22 protein-coding genes and 2 pseudogenes are annotated in these 22,016 nt (G+C 68.8%); 13 read left to right on the top strand and 11 right to left on the bottom strand.

Annotation, left to right across the window (positions count from 1 at the left end):
• The first annotated feature begins 1 nt into the window (after position 1).
• From WMF44_RS22230 to WMF44_RS22220, 3 genes are all read left to right on the top strand, one after another.
• Positions 2-1,228: a PD-(D/E)XK nuclease family protein gene (locus WMF44_RS22230; protein ID WP_437301106.1), complete on the top strand. Its 1,227-nt coding sequence runs from the start codon at positions 2-4 to the stop codon at positions 1,226-1,228.
• 396 nt (positions 1,229-1,624) lie between these two features.
• Positions 1,625-2,494, top strand: coding sequence for a PD-(D/E)XK nuclease family protein (locus tag WMF44_RS22225; protein ID WP_437301105.1), 870 nt, complete (start codon positions 1,625-1,627; stop codon positions 2,492-2,494).
• On the top strand, positions 2,494-3,480 hold the full coding sequence (locus WMF44_RS22220) for a hypothetical protein (protein ID WP_437301104.1): 987 nt from the start codon (positions 2,494-2,496) through the stop codon (positions 3,478-3,480). The genes WMF44_RS22225 and WMF44_RS22220 overlap by 1 nt, the downstream gene beginning before the upstream one ends.
• Before the next feature lie 185 nt (positions 3,481-3,665).
• Here WMF44_RS22220 and WMF44_RS22215 read toward each other — a convergent pair whose 3' ends face one another.
• On the bottom strand, positions 3,666-4,001 hold the full coding sequence (locus tag WMF44_RS22215) for an ADP-ribosylation/crystallin J1 (protein ID WP_437301103.1): 336 nt from the start codon (positions 3,999-4,001) through the stop codon (positions 3,666-3,668).
• 57 nt (positions 4,002-4,058) lie between these two features.
• Between WMF44_RS22215 and WMF44_RS22210 the strand changes: the two genes are divergently transcribed.
• Genes WMF44_RS22210 through WMF44_RS22195 form a run of 4 tightly spaced genes read left to right on the top strand, consistent with a single transcriptional unit; the run spans position 4,059 to position 6,064 of the window.
• Entirely contained in the window at positions 4,059-4,550 is a 492-nt protein-coding gene (locus tag WMF44_RS22210; RefSeq protein WP_437301102.1) for a hypothetical protein, read from the top strand.
• 9 nt (positions 4,551-4,559) lie between these two features.
• The gene (locus WMF44_RS22205; protein WP_437301101.1) at positions 4,560-4,940 is read left to right on the top strand and encodes a VOC family protein; all 381 of its coding nucleotides are present in this window, start codon (positions 4,560-4,562) and stop codon (positions 4,938-4,940) included.
• Positions 4,941-4,970: 30 nt separating this feature from the next.
• Positions 4,971-5,486 (top strand): hypothetical protein, encoded by a 516-nt coding sequence (locus WMF44_RS22200; protein ID WP_437301100.1) that lies wholly within the window; start codon positions 4,971-4,973, stop codon positions 5,484-5,486.
• Between the two features lie 50 nt (positions 5,487-5,536).
• Positions 5,537-6,064, top strand: coding sequence for an MOSC domain-containing protein (locus WMF44_RS22195; protein WP_437301099.1), 528 nt, complete (start codon positions 5,537-5,539; stop codon positions 6,062-6,064).
• 78 nt (positions 6,065-6,142) lie between these two features.
• Here the strand turns inward: WMF44_RS22195 and WMF44_RS22190 are convergent, their stop codons facing one another.
• The 7 genes and pseudogenes from WMF44_RS22190 to WMF44_RS22160 form a co-directional block, all read right to left on the bottom strand.
• Positions 6,143-6,850 carry a glycoside hydrolase family 25 protein gene (locus WMF44_RS22190; RefSeq protein WP_437301098.1) on the bottom strand — a complete coding sequence of 236 codons (708 nt, stop codon included), beginning with the start codon at positions 6,848-6,850 and terminating at the stop codon, positions 6,143-6,145.
• Between the two features lie 135 nt (positions 6,851-6,985).
• Positions 6,986-7,228: pseudogene (locus tag WMF44_RS22185) on the bottom strand (methyltransferase); the annotation flags it as partial.
• Positions 7,229-9,721, bottom strand: a complete 2,493-nt coding sequence (locus WMF44_RS22180; RefSeq protein WP_437301097.1) for a hypothetical protein — start codon at positions 9,719-9,721, stop codon at positions 7,229-7,231. It abuts the pseudogene before it with no gap.
• A 524-nt stretch (positions 9,722-10,245) separates the two neighbouring features.
• The gene (locus WMF44_RS22175) at positions 10,246-10,395 is read right to left on the bottom strand and encodes a hypothetical protein (RefSeq protein WP_437301715.1); all 150 of its coding nucleotides are present in this window, start codon (positions 10,393-10,395) and stop codon (positions 10,246-10,248) included.
• 76 nt (positions 10,396-10,471) lie between these two features.
• Positions 10,472-10,552: pseudogene (locus tag WMF44_RS22170) on the bottom strand (Uma2 family endonuclease); the annotation flags it as partial.
• Positions 10,553-10,822: 270 nt separating this feature from the next.
• Entirely contained in the window at positions 10,823-11,548 is a 726-nt protein-coding gene (locus WMF44_RS22165) for a helix-turn-helix domain-containing protein (RefSeq protein WP_437301096.1), read from the bottom strand.
• A 427-nt stretch (positions 11,549-11,975) separates the two neighbouring features.
• Positions 11,976-12,458, bottom strand: coding sequence for a hypothetical protein (locus WMF44_RS22160; protein WP_437301095.1), 483 nt, complete (start codon positions 12,456-12,458; stop codon positions 11,976-11,978).
• 220 nt (positions 12,459-12,678) lie between these two features.
• Here WMF44_RS22160 and WMF44_RS22155 point away from each other — a divergent pair, with 220 nt between their 5' ends.
• Both WMF44_RS22155 and WMF44_RS22150 read left to right on the top strand, forming a co-directional pair.
• Positions 12,679-14,154, top strand: a complete 1,476-nt coding sequence (locus WMF44_RS22155) for a cytochrome P450 (RefSeq protein ID WP_437301094.1) — start codon at positions 12,679-12,681, stop codon at positions 14,152-14,154.
• A gap of 2 nt (positions 14,155-14,156) precedes the next feature.
• Positions 14,157-14,648: a nucleoside deaminase gene (locus WMF44_RS22150; RefSeq protein WP_437301093.1), complete on the top strand. Its 492-nt coding sequence runs from the start codon at positions 14,157-14,159 to the stop codon at positions 14,646-14,648.
• Between the two features lie 23 nt (positions 14,649-14,671).
• Here the strand turns inward: WMF44_RS22150 and WMF44_RS22145 are convergent, their stop codons facing one another.
• Positions 14,672-14,797 (bottom strand): hypothetical protein, encoded by a 126-nt coding sequence (locus WMF44_RS22145; RefSeq protein WP_437301092.1) that lies wholly within the window; start codon positions 14,795-14,797, stop codon positions 14,672-14,674.
• 122 nt (positions 14,798-14,919) lie between these two features.
• Positions 14,920-15,864 carry a hypothetical protein gene (locus WMF44_RS22140; RefSeq protein ID WP_437301091.1) on the bottom strand — a complete coding sequence of 315 codons (945 nt, stop codon included), beginning with the start codon at positions 15,862-15,864 and terminating at the stop codon, positions 14,920-14,922.
• Between the two features lie 198 nt (positions 15,865-16,062).
• On the opposite strand from WMF44_RS22140, the gene WMF44_RS22135 reads away from it, so the two are divergent.
• On the top strand, positions 16,063-17,139 hold the full coding sequence (locus WMF44_RS22135; RefSeq protein ID WP_437301090.1) for an ABC transporter substrate-binding protein: 1,077 nt from the start codon (positions 16,063-16,065) through the stop codon (positions 17,137-17,139).
• Between the two features lie 199 nt (positions 17,140-17,338).
• Here WMF44_RS22135 and WMF44_RS22130 read toward each other — a convergent pair whose 3' ends face one another.
• Positions 17,339-18,154 carry a polysaccharide deacetylase family protein gene (locus WMF44_RS22130; RefSeq protein WP_437301089.1) on the bottom strand — a complete coding sequence of 272 codons (816 nt, stop codon included), beginning with the start codon at positions 18,152-18,154 and terminating at the stop codon, positions 17,339-17,341.
• Between the two features lie 361 nt (positions 18,155-18,515).
• Between WMF44_RS22130 and WMF44_RS22125 the strand changes: the two genes are divergently transcribed.
• From WMF44_RS22125 to WMF44_RS22115, 3 genes are all read left to right on the top strand, one after another.
• Positions 18,516-19,661: an alpha/beta hydrolase family esterase gene (locus WMF44_RS22125; RefSeq protein ID WP_437301088.1), complete on the top strand. Its 1,146-nt coding sequence runs from the start codon at positions 18,516-18,518 to the stop codon at positions 19,659-19,661.
• A gap of 457 nt (positions 19,662-20,118) precedes the next feature.
• Entirely contained in the window at positions 20,119-20,841 is a 723-nt protein-coding gene (locus WMF44_RS22120) for a response regulator transcription factor (protein ID WP_437301087.1), read from the top strand.
• Between the two features lie 719 nt (positions 20,842-21,560).
• Positions 21,561-21,968 (top strand): Kazal-type serine protease inhibitor family protein, encoded by a 408-nt coding sequence (locus WMF44_RS22115; protein ID WP_437301086.1) that lies wholly within the window; start codon positions 21,561-21,563, stop codon positions 21,966-21,968.
• The last annotated feature ends 48 nt before the right edge of the window (positions 21,969-22,016 follow it).

Below are 22,016 nucleotides of genomic sequence, written 5' to 3'. Positions count from 1 at the left end.
TATGGAGGCGCCGGCGTTCTATCGCCTGACGGGCCCGACGGAGTGGGCGGGCCCGCCGGAGACATTCAGCTATTCGAGCTTGAAGCGGATGGGGGCGTGCCTGCGGCAGTGGCAGCTCGCGAGCTCGAGATACGACAACCTGGCGCGCTGCCCGGAGCGGCCGAGCGAGCCCGCCGAGCTCGGGGTCATCGTGCACGAGATGCTGAGCCGCCTGTTCCGCACGATGGCCCTCGCCGGCTACCCAGAGCTCGGAACGGAGGCCTTCCGGGTGGCCATCGCGCAGTTCGATATCCTCGGCACGGCGCGCAGGCTGATCGAGGGGGTCGAGGATCGCGCAGCGGGCAACCCCCGCGCGCTCGGTTTCCGGCTCCAGGCGACCGCGCGGGACGTCTACAACAGGGTCTCCCAGGCCTTCCGGCAGGAGTACACGAGCATCTCCGCGCAGGCCGCGAGGCTCGCGCCGCTCCCCCAGCAGCGCGAGGCGGCCATCCGGCAAGCCGGATCTCGCCTCCAGCTTCTGGAGGCGCAGGGCTTCTTGTCCGAGGAGGAGATCCGCCACCCGAGGCTCCCGATCCGGGGTTTCATCGATCTGGTCGTGCGGCGCGACGGTCGGACCGTGATCCTCGACTTCAAGACCGGAGCCTCGCAGCCCGAGTACCGCGAGCAATTGCTCCTCTACGCGCTGATGTGGTGGCGGAGCACGGGCGATCTGGCTGCGGGCATCGAGCTCCGCTACGGCGCGCGTGTCGAGGCATGGCCGGTCACGGAAGCAGAGCTCGTCCGCGTGGAGGAAGAGCTCGAGGAGAAGATCCGCCGGTACCAGGAGGGCCTCTCGCGAAAGCCGGCGGGAGCGAGCCTCGGGCCTCACTGTGCGGGTTGCGGCGTGCGGCAGTTCTGTGATGACTACTGGCAGTGGAGCGGAGGGTCCGGTGAGGACCAGCGCCAGAGCGAATGGATCGACCTGGAGGTGGTGATCCAGAACATGGTGAGCCGTACGGGATTCATCGCGCGCGACCGCGCCGGCCGGGAGCTCACCGTCGTCTGCGATGCAGACGTGTTGCCCGTGCAGGGGTCCCTGGCGACGGGCCGGCGGCTCCGCCTCGTCAACGCCAGGCGCGAAGAGGGCACGTCCGCGCTCCGTATCACGAGGACCACGGAGGTATTTGGCGGCGATGTGCTGCAAAGCTCTGCTTCAACACCCACACCCGCGAAAGGGGCGAAGGAATAACCATGGCTCTGTTGTCGACGCTCCTCGGAAACCGCGTGAATCTGGACCGGCCAACCCTCGGGTGCACGGGCAGCAGGTGGCGCGAATCGGCGAGACCTCGTCGGTCGCCGGGGCGTAGGTCAGCGCCGCCGCCGAGAAGTGCCCGGCCGCCGTCGCCCTCGCCGACGATCGCCCGATCGGTGGCCCCAAGGGCCCAGGAGCGCCAAGACTTCGCGGGATTGTCACGGACCAGCAGTCGCTGGTCACCCCCGTGCCGGATATCTGGCACGTCTCGGCAGAGGCGAGGCAGTGCCCGGACGTCCGCCGGGGGCGCAGCCAACAGGCGCGACCCGGCGGAACGTTCTGTTTAGCAACTCGTTTTCCAGGTAAGCGGGGGAGGGAGCGCAGGTGACACGCATGGACAACGACCGATTTACCGAGGCCATCGCTCGCGTGGTTGCGGCTGCGGCTCGCGTGGCGGCGCAGCGGAAGGAGGCGGCGGGTCGGATCCACGCCGTCGCCCGCCTCGGTGAGCGCGCGATCGATCCGCAGCGGTGGATCGATGCGCTGCAAGAGGCCGTCCAGCGGGCGGAAAGGACCGGCCTCGTGCCCTCGCTCTTCGACGTCATGGGTCTGTATGGCAGCGAGCGGCACCACAACCGCGCGCTCGCATGGTTGGTCTCCGTCGATGCTGACCACGGCGCAGGCAGGGCGGTGCTGCTCGCGATCGCGCGCGGGCTGGGGTGTAAGGAACTCGAAGCAGATCTGGCCGACTTCAAGAGCCAGATCACGGTGCGCAGCGAGATGCGGTGGCCGGAAGGCGCGGGATCGTCGCGCGAGCCGGATTTGCTCGTCCTTTCCCCGCGGGCGCTCCTCTTGATCGAGAACAAGGTGTCCAGCGGCGAGGGCTCCAGGCAGTACGAGGAGTACCACGAGGCCTTGCAGCGCCTGGCCAAGACGCGTGGCGCTGTCGAAGCGTGCTCGTTCTTGGCTGCGCCCCATGATCGTGAAGTTCCACCGAACTGGACGGGGATGGTAGTGCACCGCGATCTCGCGCGGTGGGTGTCCTCGGCGGCCCAAGCCGAGGGCATGACTGCGTGGGGACGGGCGCTGTGCCTGCTCGTCGCGGAGGAGATCCATCCGAGCGGGCGCGCCAATCATCTGCGCGCGGCGAAGGCGCTGCTCGCTCGCGTTGGCGGAGGCGGCCGATTCCGAAGCCGCGACGCGCGCGAGGCTCAGGAGATTCTTGAAGGGCTCGGCGAGGCCGAAGCTCCATGGAGGGGCTAATGGGGAAGAAGCTTGTATGGAACGAGGCACTCGCGGCCTACGACCGCGATCTCGACGTGCTTGAGGCGACGCAGCACGATTACGTCCAGTTTCTCAAGCAGACACTGGCGGACGTTGCCGAGCGGGTGGAGGCGCTCTCCAGCGGCGCGTTCGAGCTCACGATCTGGGCGGACAAGGAGCTAGACTCACTGGTTGAGCCGATCGCCGAGTGGAGGCCGAAAGATCTCGGTGAGCTCGGGGGGCTCGTCGTGCAGGTGTATCCGGGAGCGAGCCGCGGTGTGCCCGGCTCCTGTTGCGTGTGGCTCTGGCTCGATGCCGGCGCGACGATTCCTCGCGAACTCGGCGCCCTCTCTCTCCTCGACCCGCTGCGCGACGCTGCCGCGAGCCTGCCGGGCGAGGTGTACGATCCGGCGAAAGTTCGGATGTCCTCTGAGCCGGACGTTGTTTACCTGCGCTTCGTCCCGGTAGAGCTCGGCGCGACGGATCTCGTCCATCGCCTCGTGGCGAACGTCGTCACCTACTGCCAGGCGGCCCAGCGCATGACGGACGATATTGCTCTCGTGCGTCGCTCCACCGACCCGTACCGATGGGCGCGGGCGCGGTTGCTCGAGGTGCGGGCAACGCGGCGGGACGAGCTCGAAGTGAAGGGGAAGTGGGAATGGGACCCGAAGGAGCAAAAGCTCGAGGAGTGGGAGGATGGCCGTTACCTGTGCGTCAAGCGTAAGAATGGGGAGACGGACGATCTCTGGGTGACCGCGATGCCCAACGGTGACGTGGTATTCGCAGCGTACGGACCGACCACCAGCGACGAGGCGCGCTGGCAGGCGCTGTGCTCTCTCGCTCGTGGCAGCGCGCGGACATTCAACGACGGCCCGGGCGCGACCCTCCTGGAAGCCAGCGCGGTGCAGGAGATGGCCGCGGCGGGGAAGACGCAGGAGTTCTGCGACCTGGTGGCGCAGGTGTTCAAGACGTTTCTTGCCGGGTGAGCTGCCTCCAGAACGTACGACATTCACGGCCGGGAGCACGGATCGCGCGTGTCCTGCCCGCGGACGAGCCATCCGTACCGCTCCGTGCGGTTTGCACGGCATGGCGATGTCGGCGAGGTGAGTGACGCTCCTTCCACGGCCGCCTCCTTATCTTGCGCCCTGCCCATCGGCCCGATGCTCGCCGATCACCTCGATCGTGCCCACGATCGCGTCGTTGAACCCCTCCAGATCCTCGGCCGAGTCCAGTACTCCGCGTGGACGCGCGACCCGGCGATGTGCACATCGTAGTTCGCCAGGAAGTCCCTGCGCACGGCGAATCGCGTCACGTAGCCGACCTTGCCCTCGGCAGTGTTCCACCGGCTCGCGATCTGCGTGGCGTACTCCTCGTTGCAGACCGGGTAGAAGATGGGCTGCTCGGGCAGGCGCGGCGGGAAGCGGCGGCAGCCGGACGCCGCGATGAGGTCGAACTCGGCCTGGCTGACCGGGCGGTAGAGCGTCGTCGTGGAGCCGGTGGGCGCCATGGCCGGCAGCGTACGGCTTCCCTGGGTGCGCGGGAGACCTATTCTCACGGTCGGCCCGTGATGTTCCCGCCCCAGCGTATCGTCTCCTTACTCCCCAGCTCGACGGAGATCTGCTTCGCCCTCGGCCTCGGTGACCGCGTGGTCGGCGTCAGCCACGAGTGGGACTTCCCGCCCGAGGTGTCGGGCCGGCCGGTGCTCACGAGCCCGAGGGTCAACCCGCAGGCGACGTCCGCCGAGATCGATCGGCGGGTGCGCGCCCTGGTCGCGGACGGGCTCAGCGTCTACCACGTCGACGAGGAGCGCCTGCGCGAGCTCCGGCCGGATCTCATCATCACGCAGAACTTGTGCGAGGTCTGCGCGGTTTCCTTCGCCGACGTGCGCGCGGTCGGGTTGACGTCGCCGATGGCAACGCCTTCTTTAACCGGCCAGGCCTCGGCTCGTGGACAGCACCGAGATCGCAGCGACGGCGATCCATCCGGAGCGCTTCGCCGACCGATTCGACATCGTCCCCGCCGTCCTGGTGCGATGGCCGGCGCCGTCTTACTTTGAAGGCCCGCCATGAACATGCCGGCTGCAGGCGTCTCCCTGGGGCTCCTTGTGATCCGTACCTCCGATGTCGCGCGGACGCTCTCACTCTACTGCGCCCTGGGTCTCGACTTCGTCGAGGAGAAGCACGGCAGCGGACCGACGCACTTCTCCTGCAACCTGGGTGGGATGATCCTGGAGATCTACCCGGGTCAACCTGGCTCGGCGCCGGAGCGCATGCAGGTGGGCGCCACCCTGCTCGGCTTCCGCGTGGCATCGATCGATCATGTCTTGTCGGCTCTGGCTCGATGGTCGACGCCGGTGCTCTCCGGTCCGACGAGGGACATCTGGGGCCGCCGCGTCTTGGTCGAGGATCCGGACGGGCGCGCGATCGAGCTCCGCGAGGTGCCGTAGTCGCGCCCTCACCGCCTGACGCCTGCAGCGATGCGCTCGAGCGGGCACGTCGTCACGACGTCGGCCGCCAAGCCGGCGCAGATCGCGAACCCGTTGGGATCGGCATTGTGGGAAGATCGCCTCTTTGTTGACCTGGCTCAGGCGAACCACCACGATTGGCGTCGTGCACATCGTGGTCTGCGGCCGGAAGCCGTCTCGATGAGTCGCCGCCCGTCCTGGGCCTGCCCGGCATACGAACGGCACGGCGACGCCATTTGCCCCGAGTGCCTTCGTCTCTACGGAGATCGCTGTCAGCTCCCGGAAGCGCGGGACCCCCTGCCGCCTCGCATGAGCTTTGGGCAGGGCTGGTTCTCGGTCGGCGCGACCCACTGGTTCGAGGCGAGCGACGCCACCTTGTTCCCGTCGCGGGACGGCCAGCGACTTCTCGCGCAGGCTGCATGCGGGGGCATCTGCGACGTGACGATCGCGTGGGCTCCTCGCCCTGGCGACGAATGCCGGAAATGCCTGCATGCGCTGCGCAAGCTCAGGCGTCAGATGTCGGGCTAGCGAGCCGGCCCAAGCCGCTCGCTCGGACCGCGTGTGCCATGCTCCCGCCCATGGCGCGGAAGGACACGTCGTCGATGACCCTGCGCGAGCGGCTCGCTCACGTGCCGCAGACGGGCCGCCTGGTCTGGATCGGCGTCCGCCCCGCGCACGGCGCGCCGATGATCGTGCTCCCCGAAGGCGAGCTCATCGAAGGGCGCGGCGTCGCGGGCGATCGCGCGGCCAGCTCGGGCGGGGTGGGCGGCAAGCGGCAGGTCACGCTGGTCCAGCACGAGCACCTGCCAGTCGTCGCGTCGCTCGTCAGGCGCGACGCGGTCACGCCCGAGCTCGTCCGGCGGAACCTCGTGCTCGCGGGGATCAACCTCTTTGCGTTGAAGGGGCTCCGCTTCGCGATTGGCGATGAGGTGGTCCTCGAGGGAACCGGGCCGTGCGAGCCGTGCTCGAAGATGGATGAGGCGCTCGGCGAGGGCGGATTCCAGGCGATGCGCGGGCACGGCGGGATCACGGCGCGCGTGCTGCGCGGGGGGCGAGCGCGGGTGGGGGATGCGGTGCAGGTGGTCGCGGAGGACGAGGTGGCCTGATCGGCGCCCTGCCCATGCGGCGATCCGCCGCTGGCCACCGACGCCCGGGCGCTTCTCGCCCGGGCGTCCGCGTTGTGCTTATTCCACCGGACGTGCGAGCGCGTGCAGATCATCGGCCGGGCCGGCGAAGGCGTCGAGATCGACCGGGCCGTCGATGCCGTCGACGTGACCGCCGTCGTGGAACTGCCAGAAGAGCCACGCGCGCCCTTCGGGCCAGCGCGGCGTGAAGAAGAGCTCGCGGAGGAAGAGGGCGCGGCCCTCGGCGAGGGCGCCATACCGCGCGTGGAACTCCTCGGTCATGTAGAGGATCGCCGGCTTTCCGCAGTGGGGCTCGACGACACGGAGGAAGTCGTCGAGCTCGGCCTTCAGCCGATCCGGCGCCGGGCGCGCGGCGCAGTTGCCGCCCATCTCGAGATCGATCACGGGCGGCAGCGCGGAGGGATCCCGGGGGACGTAGGCGACGAAGTTCGCGGCCTGATCGCGGCCCGGGCGGCAGAAGGTGAAGAAGTGATAGGCGCCCCGCAGCAGGCCGGCGCGCCCCGTCCCGCGCCAGTTCTCCGCGAAGCGAGGGTCGACGAAATCGCCGCCCTCGGTAGCCTTGAGGAAGGCGAAGGCGGCGCCCGCGGCGCGCACGCGGGGCCAGTCGATGGGGCCTTGATGGTGCGAGACGTCGACGCCCACGGGGTGATCGCGGCGCACCCACCACAGCAGGTCGAAGCGCCACCAGAAGAAGGGGACGGCGACCAGCGCGGCGAGGACGAGCGCGGTCCGGAGGCGACGGCTCATCCCTCGATGCTCTCGTGCTACCTGCCCAAAGTCGAGGTGGACTTCGGGCGCCGCTACGCGTGAGCGGCGCTCGCGCAGGTCCGCGATCTCAGGATGGGCGCCGGCGTGCCGCGGGCGCGCCGTTGACGCGGGGATTCAGCGCTTGCGCACGACGATGAGCTCGAAGGGGCCGGGCAGGATCTCGGGGGGCTCGAAGCCGATCTCCACGAGCGCGTCGAGGTAGAACGAGGCCTCGCGCAGGCGGCTCACGCAGCCGTCGATGCCGATCAGGAAGTAGGACCAGAAAAACTGCGCGGCGAGGCGCCCGGGGGTCCGGAGCTCTTCGCAGATCAGGAGCAGGCCGCCCGGCGGGAGCGCTTCGTGGGCGCGGGAGGCGACCTACGGTGACACGCCCACGTGGGGACCTCGTGGCCCGCGCGGCGAGCACGGACCGGGCAATTCGACGCGGTCGGGTGAAGGCGGCGCTGACTTGCCTGCCATGGCCCAGAACAGTTGGAGCGCGGCTTCCTGCACGTCCTCCGACCAGTCCGTCTTCCGGATCTCTTGTTCAACCCGCTCCCGCAGACGATGCACCACGTAGCGACCGAGCATCACGCCGAACTCTTTCTGCGCAGCGGCGGGGAGCAGCTTCAGCGGTCCGGTGTGCGTGTGTTCCCTGGAGCGTGGTGCCTCTGGCCGCTGCTGCGCCGCCTGCTGTCGCGCGGGAGGTCGCAGGGGCGGCTCGGTGCTCTGCGCAGCCCGGCCCTTGTTGCTCACCGGCGTCGCCCGGTTGGCAGCATGCGTCGACGGATCGACGCCCCAGGCGCGCAAGTGGTCGGCATGGGTGAACGTGCCGTCAATCATCGGCCGGCACCGCAGCGCCATCTCGCTGGTCGTTTGCGAGACATCCTGAATGCTGAGCGGCACGGGCTTCCCGCGGTATATCTCGGCGAGAAGCTCGCAGCCGTTCTCCATGCACGCGACGCAGTCCCTCAAATGCTCGCACAGCTCCTTGAATCCTGGTTCGTCGAGCGGCTCGGTGAGGGGCAACTTGATGGAGCTGCTCGCGGCCGGCGCATACTGGGTCAGGCTCGGCGAACGCTTCAAGATCTCGTCGAAAAAGGCGAGGTTTGTACGCTGCATTCCTTCCATGACCTCTCGCACGAACGCGGCCTCTGCGTCGCGGAAGAACGCCGAGGGCACACCTCGCGCCTCGAGATGGTGAAGAAACGTGTACTGGCCGGCGGTGATGGCGTAGCCGCGGTGCTCGACGAACCGATCGATCGCGTCGCAGATGGCAGCGCTCGATGGGTTGTTGGAACGCTTCGTCGCGCACTCGTTGTACACGTGCTCGAGAGCTGGCTCGATCTTGCACAGGTACCTACCTGCGAGATCGAACACCTCGAAGGCGCGCAGCACGTCCCCGTGCTCTCGGGCGAGCGCACTGTTCGGGGGCAAAATGGGTTGTAACTCCTTCACGAAGTTCGGGAAGGTCACCGGCCGTCGAGGAGTGCTCCGGCGCTGCCCGTGATGCGGACGAGAGAGCCGGGCCATCGCCCTCGCCATGTCCGCGAGAGGCTCGACGAGCGCCTCGCCCTCGCGAAGCTCCTCGAGCCCCAACCCGGGGATCTTCAGTGCATCGTCGGCGATCAGGATCTTCTGAAGCCCGATCACGGCCTCGACGGCGCCCGTGATGTCCGCATGCGGTCGATGCTGCTCCGGTACCGCCGTCCGGCGATGCGTCGCGAGGGCTGCCTCGAGAGCCTTCAGCAACGCGCTGGTACGGACGATCAGCTCCTGAGAGAGGCTGCCGGGCGGCGTGTTGCGCAGGGCGCGCTCAACGAGCGCGATCTGCTCCAGGGTGTCTTCGACGGCGACGTTCCATTGAGCGCGATCGACGCCTTGCCGTGTCCGCTCTGGCTCCCCGCGCACGTCCTCGTCGACGCCTGGCCTCGCCTCGCGTAGCAGCGCGGAGGCACGAGCTCCTTGCCTCACCTGTGCGACGACTCGACGACGGGTCTGCTCGTCGAGCTGGAGAAGGCGAGCAACGTCGGCGCGCGAGACGCGCGCCCCGCGCGTGAGCACCTCCTCCTTGATGTCCGCGCCGACGGCGTCGGCGAGCGCGTCGAGCTGCGCGGCGAAGCGGCCGTCCCTGCGGATCGTCTTCTCGTCGACCTTGTACTGCGCCGCGAGCTGCTGCGCGGTCGTCGACTTCTGGGCACTCTGGCCAGAAGTCCGGTCGCTGCGGGAACCCTGATGCTTCATGTCGTTGTACAGCTTCCCCCGCAGAAAAGCGTACGCCTTCGGCGTGAGGTTTCGCCGCCCGAGCTGGTGCTCCGCGACCCACAGGATCGCTGCATGGCGGTCCGCGAGCTTGATGAACTTGATCGTGTACGGCACCCCGTGGCGGCGGCAGACGCGGCAGCGGTTGTGCCCATCGAGCAGGACCTTCCTGCTCCCGTCATCCCATACGGTGAGCGGCTCGCGGCAGCCCTCGGCCAGGATGCTGCGCTCGAGCTGAGCGAGCTCCTCCGGCGAGAGGCTCGGGATCAGTGCGGCGATCTCCTTGTCGATGATGAAGTCCGCGCCCTGGCGGCGCCGCGTGCCGCGAGCAACCCGCTTCTCCGTGGGGTGACGTCTTCGAGCCGACTTCTTCATCGAGGGTTCCTTCTGCTGCCGTGGTCCGGCCGCTACGAGGCGCGGGTCGCCGGAAGGGTCTCGGCCGCTGCGCCGTGCGCCATCCTTTACGCCCCAAGGATGGGTCGCGCCCGCTTCCTGCTCCGGGCGCTGCTGGTGCTTTTGTTGCGCCTGGTGGCGGCGCCGCTGGTATCCGTGCTGTTGCTCCTGAGCGGAAGGCTCGTTGGGCGCACGTGGAAGTGGAAGCCGATCCATCAGGAGCGGCAAGTGCCGCCGGGGCCGTTCTTGTAGGCCCGCCGCACCAACACGGACGCAGCACCCCTGCATCTGACGCGACGCATCGCTCGCGCCACACCACCCCGACCCGACGCCACCGGGTGATCCGGCCGCGATCGCGCCCGCCGCGATCGCGCCCTTCGCTGCGTCCGGGGTACGAGGCCTCCGCACCGTCCCGTATGGTCGACGTCAGGCGCCCGAGGCGGCCGCAGGACGTACGCCCTTGTGGGTTGAGCTGGGCTCGCCTGGTGGGTTGGTTCCCAGCCCCCGGTGCGAGGACGGACGTCGCTGGCCCAGCGACGACGAGGCGATCGAGGCGTCTCACGCGACCACCCCCAGGGCCACCGGAAGCCGTACACCTTGCAGGCTGGCCGCGCGATCCGGCGCGTGCACCACCGGGCGTACCCCGCTGGGGACGCAATTCATTAATAATTCCAATAGCTTGGCGATGCGCCGAGCGTCGGCTGGAGGTTCAGGTAGATGCCGCACGAGGTGCGGCAACGCTACTGGGCCTCCGGGTCTCCGAGCGCTCCTTCTCCGGATTCAGGAGCGAGCAGCTCCACCTCGCTCCAGAGCGCGTCGAGATCGAGCGAGAGTCCCTCCAGGCCGGGAACACTGCCCACGATCCCGTCGGCCGCCGAGCGCGCGTGCACGTAGCAGCGATCGGTTCCTGGCTCGAGGAGGCTCGAGCGTCCTTTCCTGCGGGTCGATGATCCAATACCAGCGCACCCCGAAAGACGCGTACTCGTGGAGCTTCTCGACACGGTCGCGTCGCGCGTCCCGCGGGATAGGGGAGACCACCTCGACCATGATGTCGGGCGAGCGTTGAACGACCTCCGGCTCCTCTTCCTCTTCCACGAGCCGCTCGCTCTTCCACGAGCCGCTCGTCGACGAGCTCACCCGGTTCAGCTTCGCGGGTGCCGAGCCGAAAACGCTGTGCGACTCCGGACCGAAGGGCATGAGGAGGTCAGGAAGAATTCGTGAGCTTCTCTTCCTGCCATCCCGCCTTCATGTTGATGCTCTCTGGCTCTCAACCTGATTGCAACGCGCCGCGACGATCTCGTGCGTGAGTGGAATCTTCTACTCTGCGAGCGCGGCGTCGGCGGTCTGTTCCATCTCCGCAGGGCTGGTGGGCCTCGCAGCTTTCACGCGCTTGAAGGGCCGGATCCCGCCGGACGAGACGAGGCTGTACTCGGCGCCCCTCGCTGTCCCGGCTCTCGCGACGCGGCCGCGAGCGACGAGCGCGCGAAGCGTGACGTACACGCTCCCGTTCGGTAGCCCGCTGCGCGTGGCGATCTCCGTCGCCGTCCCTCGCACGAGCGCTCGAACGGTTTCGAGCACCACAGCCTCCCGATCGCTCGTGGAGGCTCCCGTCGCGGTCGTCGTGCCAGCCGTGGTTCGGTCCGCGCCGGATGCCGGTGCCGAGGTCGTCCTCGTGGACGGTGCCGTCGTCGAGGAGCTTGACGCTCCCGAGAGCGCGCCCTGCTTCGCCACGCTCCTGGTAGGCTTCGCCACGCTCCTCGTAGGCTTCGCCACGCTCCTCGTAGGCTTCGCCACGCTCCTCGTAGGCTTCGCCACGCTCCTCGTAGGCTTCGCCACGCTCCTTTTGGCGTGCGCGGGCTGCTTCCGGGGCTTCGGACGGCGCTCCGAGGAGGCGTTCGCCGCTGGCCGTCCCAGATCGGCCAGCATCGTCGTCACAGTCCGGTGCGCTGCGGCGCGGTGCTCGTCCTGAACTCGTTCGACCAGGCTCAGGATGTCCTTTACAAAGCGGTCCACCCGCTCCTTGATCGCGTCCGAGGCGTTCATGGGGAGCGCCTTAGTAGCACGAACGCTCCGACAGTCGAGAGCTTGCAAGCAAGCTGGGCCGGTCCGGGCGACCGGGTGGTGTCGACTACGTGCGCGAGGAGCCGGATCCCGAAGACCATCCGCGCACGCCGCGCCGGCAATGTCTCCGGCAACGTCGAGCGCGCGCTCGGGTAAGGCCCCGCCGAGCGGACTCGCCAGGCGCGCGGGAACAGGCGTCCGGTCAAATGCCGCTGCCGCGCGCCTCCCGGCACCCGCTCACGCCATGCAGGCGAGGGGAGCGGAGAAGGCCACCCGGGCATCCTCGGGGTGGCGGTCAGCATCGAGCGCAGGCCACCGATGCGCCTCTTCGCCTCGGCCGCCGTGCAGCGGACCTCGTGTCTTCTCCCCCGGAGGCTCGCTCCCGCCGCGGCGATCCAGCGAGGCGACGTCACTGACACGCGTTCGGCGCGGCGGTGCAGTTGCCGAGTGCCGCGCACACATAGGAGCGCGCGCACGTCTTGGCGTCATCCTGAGAGTACGCCACGACGTGCTGGGTCGACCTCCCGAAGGGACTGGTGACGCATATCGCGTGCGTTCGCGCCACCCCCGCCGGGGCGAGCCGAACCCCCTGGAGCGCGGCCCTCGCGGCGGCGCATCCCAGCGCCTCCACTTCCGAATCTGCGAAGACCACGAGGCCGGGGCCCGCGCAGCGCGTGTCCGACAATGCGGTGTTGAACGTATAGGTGTTCGCCCCACGGCAATCGGCGAAGCTCGGTTCGCGCGTCCGGGGAGCGCCGTCGCGAACCCCGCTGGCATCGCTCCGTCCGTCCTCGGCAGAGCTGCCGCGGGCCGAAGGCGATCCGCTCGCGGGGGTGATGGTGAACAGCAAGAAGGCGCTCCAGGCACGCAGCGCCGCTTCGAGCGATCTCATGGATCTTCTCTTATCATAATCGCCCGACCGAGCTCGCTCAAAAGTTCAGTGTTGGCACGTTGCACGTTGGTTGGCATATCTCGGGTTAGTACAGGTTGGCACATCTCGTGCCGCACCGCAGGGCTCGTGGCATTCGGCTCTTCTCTTGACAGTGGTCGTAACGCTCGCTCCCATCGAACATTGGAGTCACCATCCCATGCAAAATACATCTCGATCGCAGGTGGATAGCAGCGCTTTCCAGCCGCTCACCGGCCGCACCCGGCGGAAGATCGTGCGGGCGCTCGTCCGTGCCGAGCCCCGGTCCAAGGGGGCGGGGCCGCCGCGGCTGGGGGCGATCGTGCCGGGCATCGGCACGGCGATCGCGCTGCTGGCCGACCCGACCGAGCTCCAGCGCGCAGGCCATGAGGCGCTTGGTGATGTATTTACCCTATCGCTGTTCGGGCTGCCGCTCACGTTCGTCGGCGGGAAGGACGCCACACAGCGCTTCATCGACGCGGGTGAAGAGCTGAACCTCGTGGACGCGTACCGGCGGCTCGCCGGCAGGATCCTCGGCGAAGACCTCTTCGTCGAGATCCAGCCCCACGTGCTCCGCGCGCTCTCCGGCGCGTCCGTGCGTCGCCAGAGCGGCCCCCTCGCGGATTTCACGGCGCGGTTCCTGCGCGCGCGGCTCGCTGGCGGCGAGATCGACGCGCTCGCGCTCGCCAACGACCTCGTACTGCACATGGCTTGCCGGTTCGTCTGCGGCGACACCATCTCCGAGCCGCTGTGCGACGAGCTCGCGCGCCAGTTCCACATCCTCGAGAGCGAGCTGAACCTCACGGGCTTCTTCCTGCCCATCGAGACGCCCTCGGCGAAGCGCCGCAAGCAGGCGCGGGAGCGCATCCTCTCGATCTTCATGAGCGAGGTGCGGCGCGTGGCGGCCGAGGGCAGCGCTGACCCGGAAGGTTATCTCCATGCGGTGATCAAGAGTTCCCTCGGGGACGAGCCCACGGCCGCGACGCCCGAGCAGCTCCGCAATGCAGCGCTCGCCGTGATGGGCGCGGTGCTCGGCGCGCACACGAACACGGCCATGAGCCTCGCCGCGAGCCTGTCGGAGCTGCTCGAGCACCCGCGGGCGCTCGCCGCGGTGCTCGAGGAGCAATCTCGCGTCCTCCAGGATGGGCAAGCCCTCGATCTCGGCGCGCTCTGCCGCATGCCGGTGCTGCTCCGCTCGATCAACGAGTCGCTGCGCCTCCATGGCAACGGCGGCCTCTGGCGCCTCTCGCGGAGGCCGGTGGAGCTGGGCGGCCACCTGATCCCGGCCGGCAGCCTCATCGGGATGTCGATGGGGCTCGTCAACGGCGATTCGTCGTTCTACCATGATCCGTCTCGTTACGAGCCCGATCGGTATTGCGATATGAAGACGGACGCCTTCCAGAGCCCCGCAGTCAAGGAGCGGCGGTTTGGCGCGTTCGGGCTCGGCCATCACCTCTGCCCTGGCCGGACGCTCGCCTACACGATGTTGGGAATCGCGCTCACCGTGCTCCTGCGCGACTTCCGGATCGAGGTGCTTCGCCGGCCGCGCGCATGGCTCGACCTCATGATGGGCGGCATGGCACGCCCGGTCGGTCAGCTCCGTCTCCGTGTGACGCCTGTGCGCCGCGCGCCCGCAGGCGTGATCTCGCGCTCGAGCTCGGTGAACGGCGAGGTCGGTTGACCATGACCCATCCAGCAGACGACCCCCTTGACGCTGGCTTCATGCAGCTCGCCGTGGACGCCTCGAGCGACGCCCTGCGCGCCGGCAACATGCCGTTCGGCGCCGTGCTCGTTCAAGGCGGCCAGGTGCTCCAGGTGAGCGGCAACCAGCGGCGAACGGCCAACGCAGGGCGGGGCGACTGCACCGCTCACGCCGAGGTGGTGTTGATCCGCGAAGCGACGGCGGCGCACGGCCCGGAAGCGCTCGCGGGCGGCACCGTGTACGCCAGCGGGGAGCCTTGCGCCATGTGCTCGGGGGCGTTGTTCTGGGCGGGGGTGAGCCGCATCGTCTACGCTGCCAGCACGCCGGACATCATCGCGGTGCTCGGCGGGCGAGCTCTGCCGGTGCGTTGCCACGAGGTGCTGGCGAACGCCTCGCCCGCCGTGCGCGTGGACGGGCCGATCCTGCGAGAGGCCGCCGTGGCGCTGCTGCGGAGCGCCGTGGAGCGGTCGTAGCCCGCTCCACGCCCGACAGGCCATCACCCTGCCCGCGCGGCGCCCTTGCCGATCTCCACGATCCGCGCCGCCAGCCGTTCGGCCGCCGGAGGCAGCTCGGCGCCGCGGCGGGTGACGCGCCGGTAACACACGGTGCCCAGCTCGGGCACGGGCCGCAGGATCACCCCGCGCGGGGGCGCGCCCGCGGGATCGGGCCGAAGATCGGCGCGAAGCGCGAGCGTTACTGGAAGGAGACGCGCGGGTCCTCGCGGGGCGAGCGCGACGTATCCGCTCAGAATGCGATCGTGGAGTACGGGCAGCGCTTCTTGATCTCGTCCACGTCGCACGCCTGAGGTGGCATGCAGTTGAACGAGGGCGGGCAGCTCGGGTCCTGCTCGCAGCCGCAGCCGCACTCGTTGGAGACGTAGGTCAGGCCTCCGGTGCAGGCGAAGTCGATGAGCGTGCACTCCTCCGGGCTGGTGCTCACGTACTGGCGCCACCACTCGCTCGACGGGTCGCAGCCGCAATAACGCTCGGTGCAGGCCACGCCCCCGCCGGCGGTGCAGGTGCAGGTGTTGCAGCCGTCGAAGGCAGGGAAGCTGTCGCCCGGCTTGTACTCCACGCCTCCATACGTGCAGCCCTCCGGGCAAGCCACGTCCGTGCACACGATTTCGCCGTCCGCGTTGCATGTGCAGCTGTTGCAGCCGTCGTCCGGTGGGACCGGCGCCCCCGCCGCGTAACCGATGCCGTCTCGTTCACAGCCGTGACACGCGATCTTGGTACAGCCGACGCTCCCGGAGCCCGAGGGATCGCAGGTGCAGGTGTTGCACCCGTCGGACGCCGGGAAGGACTCACCGGGCGAGTAGGCGAGCCCGTCGTAGATGCAGCCGCCGGTGCACTCGATCAGCGTGCAGGCGACGTTCCCGTCCTCCATGCAGAAGCAGCTGTTGCACCCGTCCCCGGCAGGGAACGACTCGCCCGGCGCGCGGGTGACCCCTCCCCACGTGCACTCGGCGATGCACGCCATATCGGTGCAGGCGACGTTCCCGTCCTCCGTGCAGGAGCAGCTGTTGCACCCCTCCTTGTCACGAAATTCGTCGCCGGGGCTGTACTCGACGCCGTCGTACTCACAGGTCGTCCAGCCGAGCGGCCCGCAGCCCGCGAGCGCGCCGGAAAGGGCGATCGCGAGCGAGAACACGGGGCCGAGATGAAGCCACGTCGGTCGAAGGTCTGTCATTGGATTCGCTCCTGTGCCAAAGAGTGCCATGGCCGCGCGTGGAAAGATCCCGAGAAAGGCGCGCGGTTTGATGCAAGACGGCGTTCAAGAAAGACCTGTGCCAGGCACGTCGAGGGCCACGCGTTCTGACGCATGCGCCAGTTCTTCGGCAAGAGGAGAGGCTTGTATTCTAACGGATGATCGTCTAATATAACGGATATGACTGCTCCGCGTCCCCTCCCTGCTGACCTGCTCCGCGCCGCGTTGCGTGCCGTCCACCTTTTCGCCCTGCTGGTGTCGTGCGGCGCGGTGGGCTGCTCGCGCGACGACGCTCCGCGTGCCTCCGCCGCCGGACCGGAGGGCGAGTTCGAGACGCTCGAGCTCCGCTATCAGGGCAACAACGGCACGGTGTCGCCGATCGAGCTCGCCGAGGATCTCGGTTACCTCGCGCCGATCCGCCTGAATTTCGTCGGCAGCACGGTGAGCGGCCCGCAGAGCGTGCAGGCCGTGGTCACGGGCGACACCGACTTCGGCGGCGCCTTCAACGGCGCCATCATCAAGCTGATCGCGGCCAAGGCGCCCATCCTCGCCGTCGCGGGCTACTACGGTGTCGACGAGCACCGCCAGAGCGGCTTCTACGTGCTGAACGACAGCCCGCTGCGCACCGCGCGCGATCTGCTGGACAAGACGATCTCCATGAACACGCTCGGCGCTCACAGCGAGTTCATGGTCAAGGAATTTCTGTCGCGGGGCCAGCTCGCGCCGGAGGAGGCCCGGCGCGTCACGCTGCTCGTCGTTCCCCCGGTGAACGGCGAGCAGCTGCTCCGCGAGAAGCAGGTCGACGTGGCGACGCTCGGCGACATCTACCGCGATCGCGCCCTCGAGCGCGGCGGCATTCGCTCGCTGTTCTCGGACTACGAGCTCTACGGCAAGTTCACCGCGGGCAGCTACGTGATGAAGACGAGCTTCATCAAGCAAAACCCCAAGACCGCGCGGCGCTTCGTCGAGGCGACGGCCAGGGCCATCGAATGGGCCCGGGACACGCCGCGCGAGACGGTGGTGGCGCGCTGCATCGCGCTGATGAAGAAGCGCGGTCGGAACGAGGAGGACTCGGTCATCAAGTTCTGGCGCAGCTACGGCGTCGCCGGCAAGGGCGGCCTGATCGCGGAGCGCGATTTCCAGGTCTGGATCGACTGGATGGTCAAGAGCGGGGAGCTCAAGCCGGGCGAGATCTCCCTGAGCCGCGTCTACACGAACGAGCTCAACCCCTGCGCGAACGAGCAGGCCGCGAAGTAGTCGGGATCGGTCGCCCCCTGGCTGCGTCAGGGCAGCGTGCGGGGCTTCCAGAAGCCTTCGAGCTTCTCCTCTCTCAGGACTTGATCGAGGAAGCTGCGATCGACCCAGGGCTCGAAGTCGAACGTCGTGCGGATCAGGCCCAGGCGCTTGGCGTCGGCGATGCGCGCGGGGGAGGGATGGCGGAACGCGCACAGGCCGCCTAGCGAGGCACCTCGCCGCGGATCACCTGCCGCACGGTCAGGACGACGACGCGGCCCGCGTCGCGCTCCTCCGCGAGCCAGTTCACAAGGGTGGAGAAGTCCTGTCTGGAGATGCTGTACTTACCGCAGGCGTCACAGACATGGTGGAAGATGAGCTGTATCCATCCGCCGTCCTGCTGCGCGCCGCGGATGAGAGCCTTGATCGTGGGGACGCCCTGGCTGCGGGTGAGGGAGCCGGGCGCGCGGGTGGCGGTCGGGTCGCGGGGAGGGATGGACTCCGTCCGTGGGCACAAGATGCAGGAGGCGAACGCGAGCCCTCCCGCGCGCCTTCCGCTGTCGTAACCGCAGGCGCGCACCAGCGCGGTGCTGACGCTGTCGTGAGCGCCCCAGGGGTAGGCGAAGTCGCTCACGGCGAAGCCCAGCGCGAGGAGGGCGCGGCGATCATCGCAGATCTGCCGGCGCTGCTCGCTGGCGCTGAGCCCGGGCAACCGCACGTGATTGACGGTGTGGCCGCCGATCTCATGGCCGTCGGACGCGAGCGCGCGGAGCTGCGCGACGGTCAGGTAGCCGGGGCGGTCGAGTACACCGCTGTTCACGAAGAACGTGGCATGCATCCCGTGCTCGGCGAGGATGGATCGCACGGAGAGCTGATCCGCCAGCGTGTCGTCGAATTCGATGGACACGACAAGGGCGCCCGGGTCACGCCGCGCCAGGTGGACCGGGGAGAGGAGGACGGCGGCAAGGCACGCCACGATGAACGCCAGCACCGCCTGCTGTCGGCGCGTCGCGGGGCGTCGCGCGCAGCCCCTCTCCATGGGCACGATCTCCACGGAACACGTCGCCGTATCATCGACCGTGCCCGGGCCTCCGGCGCCCTTCCGGGAGGACCGGCGCGCTCTGCGCGTTCCAGGAACGCCTGGAGATGCTCCCGGGGCGGCGCGCGGCTGCGGCGTCGAGGCATAGGCCAGTATGCCCATGCCTCGAGCCAGCGACCTCGGATATGACAGCCACGTGCATCGGGTGATGTGACGACGGACGGTGAGCCGGGAAGACAGGGCGGCGCTGTCCCGCGCTTCCGAGGACGTGACCCGAGCACCGGATGGCGGTCTTGAACCCACCGGACAGAGGTGCTGACCAATGACGTACGGACGAACGAGTTTACCGAAGCTGATTCTGGTGTTGGGAGCGCTCGGCATCTCCCTCTGGGGCTGCGGTGGCGACAGCGATGGGACCACCAGCGCCGGTGGCGACGGCGGCGGCCCCGCCGCCGGCGCCAGCACGAGCAGCACCTCGGGCAGCGGCAGCGTGTCGACGGGCCCGGCCAGCGGCACCAGCACCGGCAGCGATGGCGCCAGCACGAGCGGCGCGGGTGGCGACGCCAGCACGAGCGGCGCGGGTGGCGACGCCAGCGCGAGCGGCGCGGGTGGCGGCGCCAGCACGAGCGGCGCGGGCGGCGGCGCCAGCAGCACGAGCGGCGCGGGGGGCGCCACCAGCACGAGCGGCGCGGGAGGCGGCGAGCCCATCACCTGCCCGTCGACCGCGCTGAGGGCCGGCGACACGAACAAGACGATCACGGTCGGCGGCTCGAACCGCAGCTATGTCCTGCATGTCCCTGCCGCGTACGACGGCAGCAAGCCGGTGCCTCTCGTGGTGGACCTCCACCCCCTCGGCGGCTCTGGCCCGTCGGAGCGATCGGGCTCGCCGTATCCGGCGCAGACCGACCCGGAGGGCGTGATCATGGCCTTCCCGTCAGGGCTCGCCGGCCCCTCGGGCGGCGCCTGGAACGTGGGGCCCTGCTGCGTGAAGAACACCGACGACGTGGCCTTCGTCAAGGCGATGGTGGCCGAGATCCAGGAGACCGCCTGCATCGACCCGAAGCGCATCTACGCGGTCGGCTTCTCGATGGGAGGTGGAATGTCCCACTACCTCGCTTGCCACGCGGCCGATACGTTCGCCGCCGTGGCGCCCGCCGCCTTCGATCTCCTGCAGGAGAACGTCGGCGATTGCAAACCATCGCGCCCGATCACCGTGATCTCGTTCCGCAGCACCGGGGATCCGATCGTGCCTTACGCCGGTGGATACTCCGCGGTCGTGAGCGGCATGCCCATCACGTTCCTCGGGGCGAAATCGACCCTCGAGAAGTGGGGCCAGATCAACAAGTGCACGGGCTCGCCATCGGCCGAAGACAGCAAGGGCTGCTCGACCTTCTCGAACTGCGAGGGCGGCGTCGAAGTGGCCCTCTGCACGAAGCAGGGAGGGGGCCACGACTACGGCAACGCCGCGGTCGGCTGGCCGGTCCTGAAGCGGCACGTCATGCCGTGACCGCCTCCTGACGCGCGCTCCGCGTGCTCGACGCGGCGCGTCCCCCCATTCCCGTGCACGGCGTCCCTCGATCGTCGCCGTCCTGCCCACACCCGCCTCCACGTTCGAGCGACCCCGCTGACATCGAGATACGACCCGCCGTGGATGCAATGACGCTATGCATCCACAGCGCGATCTGTCGGCCTGCAGCGCCATCAGAAGAATCTGCTGCTGGTGTGCGAATACCGCGTGATCGTAGCTGCGGCGTGACACGCGAACTCGCGCGTTGGTGGCCGACGCCTTGATCGTTCGACGTGGCGAGTGATACTTTGGGAGCCTGCCTCCCGAGCGGCTTCGTCGTCCAGCGGGAGGCATCAACGAGCTTCCCATGAAGGTCAGCGGAACCACAATCCTGACGCGGAAAACCTTGGTGAGCCGGAGATTCGGCTCGGAAGCGTGGCGAGGCCTCTTTCGTGACATGGCGCTGAGCCACCCGTGGTTCAGGCAGCCGATCACGGCCAGCAGCCTGGTTCCGCTGCCCGAGTTCCTCACGTTCCACGACGAGCTCGTGCGGCGCTTCTATCCGGACCGCAAGGACGCTCTCTTCGAGCTCGGGGCCGAGTCGGCGCGCTGGGCGCTCGTCGATGGCCCGCTGAAGCGCTTCGTCCGAGATCCGGGGATCTCCTCGCTTGTCACGGCGATTCCCACCCTCTGGCATCGTTATTTTTCCGAGACCGACAGCCGCTCCGAAGCGGCGCTGCGGGACGCCGGCGTCGAATTTCGAGTTCACGACCTCCCGGCCTGGCACCCGTATTTCGAGCACTTCGTGATCGGGTACACGAAGGAGATGCTGGAGCTCTATTGCGCCAACCCGATCTGGACCCATCGCCTCGCCGGGGGGCGCGGGACGACGTACAACTACCTGCTCGCCACCGATCCCGTTCCGAGCGCTCCTCCGAGCGGAGAGCGCGCCAGCGGCGGGTGCGCTCGGCTCGTCCGGTCACGAAGGGCGCTCACGGAGCGCGAGCTGGAGGTGCTGCGGCTCGTCGGGGTCGGCAAGACCAACCGCGAGATCGCCGTCGTCCTTCACATCTCCCAGAAGACCGTGCAGCATCACATCGCCCACGCCTACGACAAGCTCGGCATCTACAGCCGAGCCGGCGCGACGCTGTGGCTGGGCGAGCGGGGGCTCCTGGGCTGAGGGGCGGCGCGAGCGCGCGCCGCTGGCCGGCCGGCAGAGCGACGAGCGCTCGCCGGGAGAGCGCGAGCCTCACGGTCGCCTGCATACGCGATCGCCTGCATACGCGGTCGCCTGCATACGCGGTCGCCTGGCATACGGCGGCGCGGCGATCACATCGGCGATGGACGCGCTCTTCGTAAGCACTGGATTGGCTCGTCGCTCGCCTCGCCATCGGTGATCGCGAGAGGGCCGCGCAGGCCACGCTGCGGGGGCAGGTTGCGCAAGCCCAGGCTCACCTTGCGCAGCTTTGGCCCGATCCGGGCGGCCGCTGACGCCGCAGCCGGGCGTGCACGCCGTGGAAACCGCGCCGCGCGACGTGTGGCCTGACTCCTGCCAAGGAGACAAGGAGACAAGGAGACAAGGAGACAAGGAGACAAGGAGACAAGGAGACAAGGAGACAAGGAGACAAGGAGACAAGGAGACAAGGAGACAAGGAGACAAGGAGACAAGGAGACAAGGAGACCGTGCCCCCGCGGCGCTGTGACCGTCGGCTCGAGGTCTCATCGCACGTAGGTCGCGTCGAGTCGACTCTCATGCTCGCCGACCGATCGGCAGGGGGGATGACAGGGATCACGCGCCGCGCTCGCGCTCGGCGCAAGGCGCCCTTTCTCTCCAGGGGAGGGGCTCGCGTACGGTCATCGCTTTGCCGGGAGCGGCGAGGCGCCATTGGAGGAAACATCATGAACGTTCAGGCTTGGTTCAAGGGCAGTCGCATGGCATCCATCGTCTGGCTCGCGCTCGCCGTGGCCCCGCTCGCCGCGGGCTGTCAGGTGGAGGTGGCCGACGATGCGCCCGAATCGATCGTCTCCGAGTCGAGTGAGGTGAGGGGAGACGGCGGGCAACAGGGCGGCGTCTGCGGCGGCTTCGCCGGGATCGCGTGCGAGCGCGGCTTCTTCTGTGACTACGACATCAAGGCGCAGTGCGGCGCGGGCGATCAGACGGGCGTCTGCGCGCCCATCCCGCAGGCGTGCACCCAGGTGTACAATCCCGTTTGCGGCTGCGACGGCAGGACGTACAGCAATGCATGCGCCGCGAACGCGGCGGGCGTGTCGGTCGCGTCGCGCGGCAAGTGCCTCGCGCCCTCGTGAGCGCGCGCCGCGGGGGGCCTGATGTGCCGCGCCCCCCGGCGGCGTCGA

Origin of the sequence: Sorangium sp. So ce426 (assembly GCF_051475585.1) — a bacterium.
Classification (GTDB): Bacteria; Myxococcota_A; Polyangia; order Polyangiales; family Polyangiaceae; genus Sorangium; species Sorangium cellulosum_B.
The sequence above is the reverse complement of the archived record's forward strand: the minus strand, read 5'-3'. Positions and strand labels throughout refer to the sequence as shown.

Excerpts from the sequence above, each read along its gene's own strand:
- WMF44_RS22230 (WP_437301106.1), top strand. The coding sequence starts at position 2 with ATGGAGGCGCCGGCGTTCTATCGCCTGACGGGCCCGACGGAGTGGGCG.
- WMF44_RS22225 (WP_437301105.1), top strand. The coding sequence starts at position 1,625 with ATGGACAACGACCGATTTACCGAGGCCATCGCTCGCGTGGTTGCGGCT.
- WMF44_RS22220 (WP_437301104.1), top strand. The coding sequence starts at position 2,494 with ATGGGGAAGAAGCTTGTATGGAACGAGGCACTCGCGGCCTACGACCGC.
- WMF44_RS22215 (WP_437301103.1), bottom strand. The coding sequence starts at position 4,001 with ATGGCGCCCACCGGCTCCACGACGACGCTCTACCGCCCGGTCAGCCAG.
- WMF44_RS22205 (WP_437301101.1), top strand. The coding sequence starts at position 4,560 with ATGAACATGCCGGCTGCAGGCGTCTCCCTGGGGCTCCTTGTGATCCGT.
- WMF44_RS22200 (WP_437301100.1), top strand. The coding sequence starts at position 4,971 with ATGCGCTCGAGCGGGCACGTCGTCACGACGTCGGCCGCCAAGCCGGCG.
- WMF44_RS22195 (WP_437301099.1), top strand. The coding sequence starts at position 5,537 with ATGGCGCGGAAGGACACGTCGTCGATGACCCTGCGCGAGCGGCTCGCT.
- WMF44_RS22190 (WP_437301098.1), bottom strand. The coding sequence starts at position 6,850 with ATGAGCCGTCGCCTCCGGACCGCGCTCGTCCTCGCCGCGCTGGTCGCC.
- WMF44_RS22180 (WP_437301097.1), bottom strand. The coding sequence starts at position 9,721 with ATGGATCGGCTTCCACTTCCACGTGCGCCCAACGAGCCTTCCGCTCAG.
- WMF44_RS22165 (WP_437301096.1), bottom strand. The coding sequence starts at position 11,548 with ATGAACGCCTCGGACGCGATCAAGGAGCGGGTGGACCGCTTTGTAAAG.
- WMF44_RS22160 (WP_437301095.1), bottom strand. The coding sequence starts at position 12,458 with ATGAGATCGCTCGAAGCGGCGCTGCGTGCCTGGAGCGCCTTCTTGCTG.
- WMF44_RS22150 (WP_437301093.1), top strand. The coding sequence starts at position 14,157 with ATGACCCATCCAGCAGACGACCCCCTTGACGCTGGCTTCATGCAGCTC.
- WMF44_RS22140 (WP_437301091.1), bottom strand. The coding sequence starts at position 15,864 with ATGACAGACCTTCGACCGACGTGGCTTCATCTCGGCCCCGTGTTCTCG.
- WMF44_RS22135 (WP_437301090.1), top strand. The coding sequence starts at position 16,063 with ATGACTGCTCCGCGTCCCCTCCCTGCTGACCTGCTCCGCGCCGCGTTG.
- WMF44_RS22130 (WP_437301089.1), bottom strand. The coding sequence starts at position 18,154 with ATGGAGAGGGGCTGCGCGCGACGCCCCGCGACGCGCCGACAGCAGGCG.
- WMF44_RS22120 (WP_437301087.1), top strand. The coding sequence starts at position 20,119 with ATGGCGCTGAGCCACCCGTGGTTCAGGCAGCCGATCACGGCCAGCAGC.
- WMF44_RS22115 (WP_437301086.1), top strand. The coding sequence starts at position 21,561 with ATGAACGTTCAGGCTTGGTTCAAGGGCAGTCGCATGGCATCCATCGTC.